This window comes from Pseudomonas sp. L13 (assembly GCF_009935965.1).
In the GTDB taxonomy this organism is placed as follows: Bacteria; Pseudomonadota; Gammaproteobacteria; order Pseudomonadales; family Pseudomonadaceae; genus Aquipseudomonas; species Aquipseudomonas lactis.
The window spans coordinates 1-7,298 of sequence record NZ_QODJ01000113.1; the positions used below are offsets into that span (position 1 = coordinate 1).

Here is a 7,298-nt window from a genome sequence, read left to right on the forward strand (position 1 = left end):
CCGCAGGAATGGATATGTACACGGTCCAACTGTGTTGACTGCCAGGCCGCCTTCGCGAGCAAGCCCGCTCCCACAGTAGGATCGCGGGGTGTCAGGGAGATAGGTGTCGGCTGTCAGGCCGTCTTCGCAGGCAAGCCCCACAATTGGATCGTGGGGTGTCAGGGAGATCAGCGTCGGCTGTCAGGCCGTCACGGGAGCAAGCTCCCTCGCCACAGGTACGGCGTCGCTGCAGATAATGGCTCCCACAGAGGTCGGCATTTTAATTCAAGGGCAGGTTGAAACAGTGCCAAATGGGAAGTTTCAGCCTACCTTGTAGGATCCTGCCACATCTTGGCGTTTGGTGATCGTGAAAGCGGCACGTATGATGCATCCCAAACTCCCGCAGATTAGAAGCCTATGTCCCTGATAGTTCTACTGCTTCTGCCTTTTATCGGCAGCTGTCTGGCGGCCTTGCTGCCGCATAACGCACGTAACACCGAATCCCTGTTGGCCGGCCTTGTGGCACTGGTCGGTACTATTCAAGTCGCCCTGCTCTACCCCCAGATCGCCCACGGTGGCGTGATCCGCGAAGAATTCATGTGGTTGCCCAGCCTGGGGCTGAACTTCGTGTTGCGCATGGATGGGTTTGCCTGGCTGTTCTCGATGCTGGTGCTGGGCATCGGCACGCTGGTGTCGCTGTATGCGCGTTATTACATGTCACCGGACGACCCGGTGCCGCGTTTCTTTGCGTTTTTCCTGGCGTTCATGGGCGCCATGCTTGGCCTGGTGATCTCTGGCAACCTGATCCAGATCGTATTTTTCTGGGAACTGACCAGCCTGTTCTCGTTCCTGCTGATCGGCTATTGGCACCACCGCGCCGATGCACGCCGTGGTGCGTACATGGCACTGATGGTCACCGGCGCAGGTGGCCTGTGCCTGTTGGCGGGGGTGATGCTGCTGGGGCATATCGTCGGCAGCTATGACCTGGACCAGGTGCTGGCGGCGGGCGATCAGATTCGCGCGCATTCGCTGTACCCGGTCATGCTCGCCCTGGTGCTGATCGGCGCCTTGAGCAAAAGCGCGCAGTTCCCCTTCCATTTCTGGCTGCCCCACGCCATGGCGGCACCCACCCCGGTTTCGGCTTATCTGCATTCGGCGACGATGGTGAAGGCCGGCGTGTTCTTGCTGGCCCGCCTGTGGCCATCGCTGTCCGGCAGCGAAGAATGGTTCTGGATCGTCGGCGGTGCCGGCGCCCTCACTCTCCTCCTCGGCGCTTACTGCGCCATGTTTCAAAACGATCTCAAGGGCCTGCTGGCCTATTCCACTATCAGCCACCTCGGGCTGATCACCCTGCTGCTGGGCCTTAACAGCCCACTGGCCGCTGTTGCCGCCGTCTTCCACATTCTCAACCACGCCACGTTCAAGGCTTCGCTGTTCATGGCCGCGGGCATCATCGACCACGAAAGCGGCACGCGGGATATCCGCAAGCTCAGTGGGCTGGTGCGCCTGATCCCGTTTACCGCGACCCTGGCGATGGTCGCCAGTGCATCGATGGCCGGGGTGCCGTTGCTCAATGGCTTCCTGTCCAAAGAGATGTTCTTTGCCGAAACCGTGTTTATCTCGTCGACCCGATGGGTGGAAATCGCCCTGCCGCTGATCGCGACCATCGCCGGGACGTTCAGTGTGGCCTATGCCCTGCGCTTCACCGTGGATGTGTTCTTCGGCCCGCCCGCCACCGACTTGCCGCACACACCCCACGAGCCGCCGCGCTGGATGCGCGCACCGGTCGAGTTGCTGGTGTTCACCTGCCTGCTGGTGGGGATTTTCCCGGCCCAGATGGTCGGCTCGATCCTCGCCGCTGCCGCCCTGCCGGTGGTGGGCGGTACCTTGCCGGAATATAGCCTGGCGATCTGGCACGGCTGGAACGCGCCGATGATCATGAGCCTGGTGGCGATGACCGGCGGCGTGGTGCTGTACCTGCTGCTGCGCAAGCAACTCAAGCGTGGCCGCTTCGAATACCCACCGCTGATCGGCTATTTCAACGGCAAGCGCGGCTTCGAGCGCTGCCTGGTGATGATGATGCGCGGCGTACGGCGGATCGAGAAACGCATCAGCACCAAGCGCCTGCAAACCCAGTTGTTCCTGTTGGTGCTGCTGGCGGTAATCGGCGCAATGATCCCGATGATCAACAGTGGCCTCAGTTGGGGCGACCGCCCGAAAATCCCGGGCTCCATCGTCTTCGTCACCCTGTGGTTGCTGGCGATTGCCTGCGCACTGGGTGCCGCCTGGCAAGCCAAATACCACCGGCTGGCGGCCCTGACCATGGTCAGCGTGTGCGGCCTGATGACCTGCGTCACCTTCGTATGGTTCTCGGCGCCAGACCTGGCCCTCACCCAACTGGTGGTGGAAGTGGTCACCACCGTACTGATCCTACTGGGCCTGCGCTGGCTGCCACGGCGGATCGAAGAAGTCTCGCCACTGCCCAGTTCGCTGCGCAAGGCGCGTATCCGCCGCCTGCGTGACTTGCTGCTGTCCACCGCAGTCGGCGGCGGCATGGCGCTGTTGTCCTACGCGATGCTGACCCGCCAGACGCCCAACGATATCTCCTCATTCTACTTAAGCCGTGCCCTGCCCGAAGGCGGCGGCAGCAATGTGGTGAATGTGATGCTGGTGGACTTCCGTGGCTTCGATACCCTGGGCGAAATCACCGTACTCGGCGCCGTGGCGTTGACTGTTTACGCTCTGCTGCGCCGCTTCCGCCCATCCAAGGAAAGCATGGAGTTGCCGCCCCAACAACGCCAACTGGCGCCGGACGTGGCGACCGATCTGGTCAACCCGCGCCAGGCCAGCGACACCGCCCTGGGCTTCATGATGGTGCCGGCGGTACTGGTGCGCCTGCTGCTGCCAATTGCGCTGGTGGTGTCGTTCTACCTGTTCATGCGTGGCCACAATCAACCGGGTGGTGGTTTCGTCGCCGGGCTGGTGATGTCGGTGGCGTTTATCCTGCAATACATGGTCGCCGGTACCCAGTGGGTCGAGGCGCAGATGAGCCTGCGGCCGATGCGCTGGATGGGTTTCGGCCTGCTGTCGGCCACCTTGACCGGGCTGGGTGCGCTGTTTGCCGGGTACCCGTTCCTCACCACCCATACCTGGCATTTCAGCCTGCCGCTACTGGGCGATATCCATATCGCCAGTGCGCTGTTCTTTGACGTCGGCGTGTACGCCATGGTCGTGGGCTCGACCCTGTTGATGCTTACCGCCCTCGGCCACCAGTCGGTGCGCGCGCATAAACCGAGCAACCAGCCCAAAGTGGTTGCTGCAACCGAAGGAGCCGCCTGATGGAAGAAGTCATCGCAATAGCCATTGGGGTCCTGGCGGCCTCCGGCGTCTGGTTGATCCTGCGGCCACGGACGTTCCAGGTGGTCATGGGTTTGTGCCTGCTGTCATACGGGGTCAACCTGTTCATCTTCAGCATGGGCAGCCTGTTTATCGGCAAGGAGCCGATTATAAAGGACGGCGTGCCCCAAGACCTGCTCAACTACACCGACCCACTGCCTCAGGCCCTGGTGCTCACGGCCATCGTCATCAGCTTCGCCATGACCGCCTTGTTCCTGGTGGTGCTGCTGGCATCCCGGGGCCTGACCGGCACTGACCATGTGGACGGCCGGGAGCCCAAGGAATGACGTGGATGAATCAACTGATCGTCGCGCCGATCCTGCTGCCGCTGCTCACCGCCGGGCTGATGCTGATGCTGGGCGAGAAACGCCGCCCGCTCAAAGCCCAGATCAATCTGTGCTCCAGCATCGTCGGCCTGGGCGTTGCCGTGCTGCTGTTGTACTGGACGCAACAAGGCGGCCCCGGCTCCATTGGCGTGTACTTGCCGGGCAACTGGCAGGTGCCGTTCGGCATCGTGCTGGTGGTGGACCAACTGTCGGCGATGATGCTGGTACTTACCGGGGTGATAGGCGTCAGCGCGCTGCTGTTCGCCATGGCGCGCTGGGACCGTGCGGGCACCAGCTTCCATGCCCTGTTCCAGATCCAACTGATGGGGCTGTATGGCGCCTTCCTCACCGCCGACCTGTTCAACCTGTTCGTGTTCTTCGAGGTGCTGCTGGCGGCCTCTTACGGTTTGATGCTGCACGGCTCCGGCCGTGCGCGAGTGTCGTCGGGGCTGCACTACATTGCGATCAACCTGCTGGCGTCGTCGCTGTTCCTGATTGGCGCAGCGATGATCTACGGCGTCACCGGTACGCTGAACTTCGCTGACCTGGCATTGAAGATCCCGCTGGTGCCAGAGGCCGATCGCGGCCTGTTGCATGCCGGTGCGGCGATCCTGGCGACGGCGTTCCTGGCCAAGGCCGGCATGTGGCCGCTGAACTTCTGGCTGGCGCCCGCCTACTCCTCGGCCAGCGCACCGGTGGCGGCGATGTTCGCGATCATGACCAAGGTCGGCGTGTACACCGTGCTGCGCCTGTGGACCCTGCTGTTCTCCGGCCAGGCCGGCGCCTCGGCGCTGTTTGGTGGCGACTGGCTGGTGTACGGCGGCATGGCGACCATCATTTGCGCGGCACTGGCGATGGTGGCGGCGCAGCGCCTGGAGCGCATGGCCAGCCTGAGTATCCTGGTGTCGGCCGGCATCCTGTTGTCGGCGGTCGGGTTTGCCCAGCCGAGCCTGACCGCTGGGGCGCTGTTCTATCTGGTCAGTTCCACCCTGGCACTGAGTGCGCTGTTTTTGCTGGCGGAGTTGATCGAGCGTTCGCGCTCGGCCAATGATCTGCCGCTGGACGAAGAGATCGATGCGCTGCCCAAAGCCATGGAATCGCTGCATCCGCGTCCCGGCGTGAACCTGGACGATGAGCAAAAAGCGGTGATCGGCCAGGTCATCCCCTGGACCATGGCCTTTCTCGGCCTGAGCTTTATCGCCTGTGCGCTGCTGATTATCGGCATGCCACCGCTGTCCGGGTTTATCGGCAAGCTCAGCCTGTTGAGCGCGCTGATCAACCCACTGGGCCTGGGCAACGCCGTGGATGAGTCAATCCGCCCAGCGGCCTGGGGCTTGGTGGCGCTGCTGATTCTCTCTGGCCTGGCCTCGCTCATCGCTTTCGCCCGCCTCGGCATCCAGCGCTTCTGGACCCCGGAAGAACGCCCATCACCGCTGCTGCGCCGCTACGAGTGTGTGCCGATCTTCCTGCTACTGGGGTTGAGCATCGCGCTGACCTTCAAGGCCGAGGCGCTGATGCGCTACACCCAGGCCACCGCCGAAAGCCTGAACAACCCGGAACACTACGTGATGGCAGTGCTCGCAACCCGGCCGGTGCCCAGCCCTGAAGCCAAGGCCGCCGCCCTGGAGGTGCAGCCATGAAGCGTCTGTTCCCGGCTCCCTGGCTGTCGTTGGCGTTGTGGGTATTGTGGCTGGTGCTGAACTTGTCGATCAGCCCCGGCAATCTGCTGTTGGGCGCACTGTTGGGCTTTCTTGCGCCGCTGATGATGGCGCCGCTGCGCCCGCTGCCGATCCGTATCCGCCGCCCTGGGGTGATCATCCGCCTGTTTTTCCGGGTCGGCCTCGACGTGATCATCTCCAACCTGCACGTGGCCTGGGGCGTACTCACCTGCGGCTCACGCCCGCCGCGCTCGCGTTTTATCAAGATCCCCCTGGACCTGCGCGACGCCAACGGCCTGGCCGTGCTGGCGATGATCACCAGCGTAACCCCCGGCACCGTGTGGTCGGAACTGGCCCTGGACCGCAGCATCCTGCTGTTGCACGTCTTCGACCTGGATGACGAGGCCTCGTTTATCCAGCAATTCAAGCACGCCTACGAACGGCCCCTGATGGAGATCTTCGAATGAGCGCCCTGCTCGCCAATGCGATCCTGTTCAGCCTGTTCCTGTTCTCCCTGGCCATGGTGCTGACCCTGGTGCGCCTGTTCAAAGGCCCCTCGGCCCAGGACCGGGTACTGGCGCTGGACTACCTGTACATCCTGGCGATGCTGATGATGCTGACCCTGGGTATCCGCTATGCCAGTGACACCTACTTTGAAGCGGCGCTATTGATCGCGCTGTTCGGCTTCGTCGGCTCGTTCGCCCTGGCCAAATTCCTGCTGCGTGGCGAGGTGATTGAATGATGCCGTTATGGGTTGAAATTATCGTGGCGGCGTTGCTGTTGCTCAGCAGCCTGTTCGCGTTGATTGGCGCGATTGGCTTGCTGCGCATGAAAGAGTTTTTCCAACGCATGCACCCACCGGCACTGGCCTCGACGTTGGGGGCTTGGAGCGTGGCGTTGGCGTCGATTATCTACTTTTCGGTGCTCAAATCCGGGCCGGTGTTGCACGGCTGGTTGATTCCGATTTTGCTCGCGATCACCGTGCCGGTCACCACGCTGCTGCTGGCGCGAACGGCCCTGTTCCGCAAACGCATGGCCGGTGATGACGTCCCCGCCGAAGTCAGCAGCCGCCGCTGATTCATCAAGCGAATGCAGAAAAATGTGGGAGCTGGCTTGCCTGCGATAGCGGAGTTTCAGTCAATGATGCTGTGACTGATAAACCGCTATCGCAGGCAAGCCAGCTCCCACATTTGGTTTGGCGCCAGGCAATCGAGCGGATACGCGCCGCCCATTGCGCCAGCTCAGCATCATTGTCCCGCGCCACACCGGGAAGCGACCGGTCGATCAGCAAAGCGGTTTTTGGTGGTGAGCATTACCTCACCTGGCACCTGACCGCTCTAAGCATTGACGTCCAGCCAGAAATTTCCGACAGCGTTTTAGGGTTGCCCCTCGGAAGATGCCTGCCTAATCTTCGGCGGTCGCTGCACATTCAGCGACCGGGTTTCGCAGCCTGATTGAACTCTAGGTGACTCCAATATTCTGGGAGCTTCGCCATGATTAAAAACAGTTCGAATCCGCCGTTGGATTCACCCTCGCTTCACGCTTGTGCTCATCGAGCGATTAATCATCATTTGAATCCGCCTTCAACGCCTAGGTCAGCTGATGACGGGCAAGGTCTTTTTGCTGTACGTGAAGGATTGGATGCCGAGACATTACTGGTCAATGCTTCGGAGGACCTCGCATCAGTTCATGCACTGGCAAGCCACTTGGCTTTTGAGATCGACGGCAATCCTCGCAGCGTGGCTCTGGGGATTTGTCGGATGCTCGAAGGAATCCAGTTGATGGTGGATAAAACACTGAACCTCAAAGACAAACCCGTTCACAGATAAATTTGAAACCGCAGAGTTTGCAGTGGGAGCGGTAAAATGTGGGAGCGGGCTTGCTCGCGAATGCGGTGTGTCAGTCACAGCAGCATTGGCTGACACACCGCATTCGCGAG

7 protein-coding genes are annotated in these 7,298 nt (G+C 61.7%); all 7 read left to right on the top strand.

Annotated features, from left to right (window positions below):
- Positions 1 to 396: 396 nt before the first annotated feature.
- The 7 genes from DK871_RS27970 (at position 397) to DK871_RS28000 (ending at position 7,188) form a co-directional block, all read left to right on the top strand.
- Positions 397 to 3,318, top strand: coding sequence for a monovalent cation/H+ antiporter subunit A (locus tag DK871_RS27970; RefSeq protein ID WP_161907436.1), 2,922 nt, complete (start codon positions 397 to 399; stop codon positions 3,316 to 3,318).
- Complete coding sequence (locus DK871_RS27975) at positions 3,318 to 3,662, top strand: Na+/H+ antiporter subunit C (RefSeq protein WP_003192163.1); 345 nt, start codon at positions 3,318 to 3,320, stop codon at positions 3,660 to 3,662. The genes DK871_RS27970 and DK871_RS27975 overlap by 1 nt, the downstream gene beginning before the upstream one ends.
- Positions 3,659 to 5,341: a monovalent cation/H+ antiporter subunit D gene (locus tag DK871_RS27980; protein ID WP_161907437.1), complete on the top strand. Its 1,683-nt coding sequence runs from the start codon at positions 3,659 to 3,661 to the stop codon at positions 5,339 to 5,341. Before DK871_RS27975 ends, DK871_RS27980 begins: the two co-directional genes overlap by 4 nt.
- Positions 5,338 to 5,826, top strand: a complete 489-nt coding sequence (locus DK871_RS27985; protein ID WP_014718934.1) for a Na+/H+ antiporter subunit E — start codon at positions 5,338 to 5,340, stop codon at positions 5,824 to 5,826. Before DK871_RS27980 ends, DK871_RS27985 begins: the two co-directional genes overlap by 4 nt.
- On the top strand, positions 5,823 to 6,101 hold the full coding sequence (locus DK871_RS27990; protein WP_003192168.1) for a K+/H+ antiporter subunit F: 279 nt from the start codon (positions 5,823 to 5,825) through the stop codon (positions 6,099 to 6,101). Before DK871_RS27985 ends, DK871_RS27990 begins: the two co-directional genes overlap by 4 nt.
- Complete coding sequence (locus tag DK871_RS27995; protein WP_020302326.1) at positions 6,098 to 6,436, top strand: Na+/H+ antiporter subunit G; 339 nt, start codon at positions 6,098 to 6,100, stop codon at positions 6,434 to 6,436. Before DK871_RS27990 ends, DK871_RS27995 begins: the two co-directional genes overlap by 4 nt.
- A 416-nt stretch (positions 6,437 to 6,852) precedes the next feature.
- Positions 6,853 to 7,188, top strand: coding sequence for a DUF6124 family protein (locus DK871_RS28000; RefSeq protein WP_161907438.1), 336 nt, complete (start codon positions 6,853 to 6,855; stop codon positions 7,186 to 7,188).
- Positions 7,189 to 7,298: the final 110 nt, after the last annotated feature.